The sequence below is a fragment of the Treponema endosymbiont of Eucomonympha sp. genome, from assembly GCF_001028545.1.
Map to the genome: position 1 here is coordinate 1 of NZ_BBPW01000744.1, position 428 is coordinate 428.

Consider the following 428-nt stretch of genomic DNA (forward strand, 5'->3'; position numbering starts at 1 on the left):
CCGCCTAGGCAGTGTGGACTAAAGAAAAGAAAAGAGGTAAAATGGGAAGCATGAAAAAAAATGAAGGCATTCATCGGCACGATATAAGCGACGAGGCGTGGGAACAGATAAAAGAACTGCTGCCCGGACAGGCAGGGAAGCACGGGGGAGTGGCGAAAGACAACCGCTTGTTTATTAACGCGGTAGCGTGGCAGACGCGCACGGGCGCTCCGTGGAGGGATATACCGCCAGAATTCGGGAACTGGAACAGCATACACAAGCGGTTTTGCCGTTGGCGGGACAAGGGAATATGGAAAACGCTGGCGGACGCCGCAATAGGCGAGCCTGCCGGGGATATCCGTATGATAGATTCGACGTATATCAAAGCACACGCGGACGCATGCGGAGCACAAGGCGGCACTCAGGACATTAGTCGTACAAAAGGGGGC

General features: G+C 54.4%; 1 protein-coding gene. It reads left to right on the forward strand.

Features of this window, described 5'->3' with window-relative positions:
• Nucleotides 1–50 precede the first annotated feature (50 nt).
• Nucleotides 51–428 (forward strand): IS5 family transposase (locus AWU74_RS08840; protein WP_187150998.1); only part of this gene is annotated, 378 nt, incomplete at its 3' end.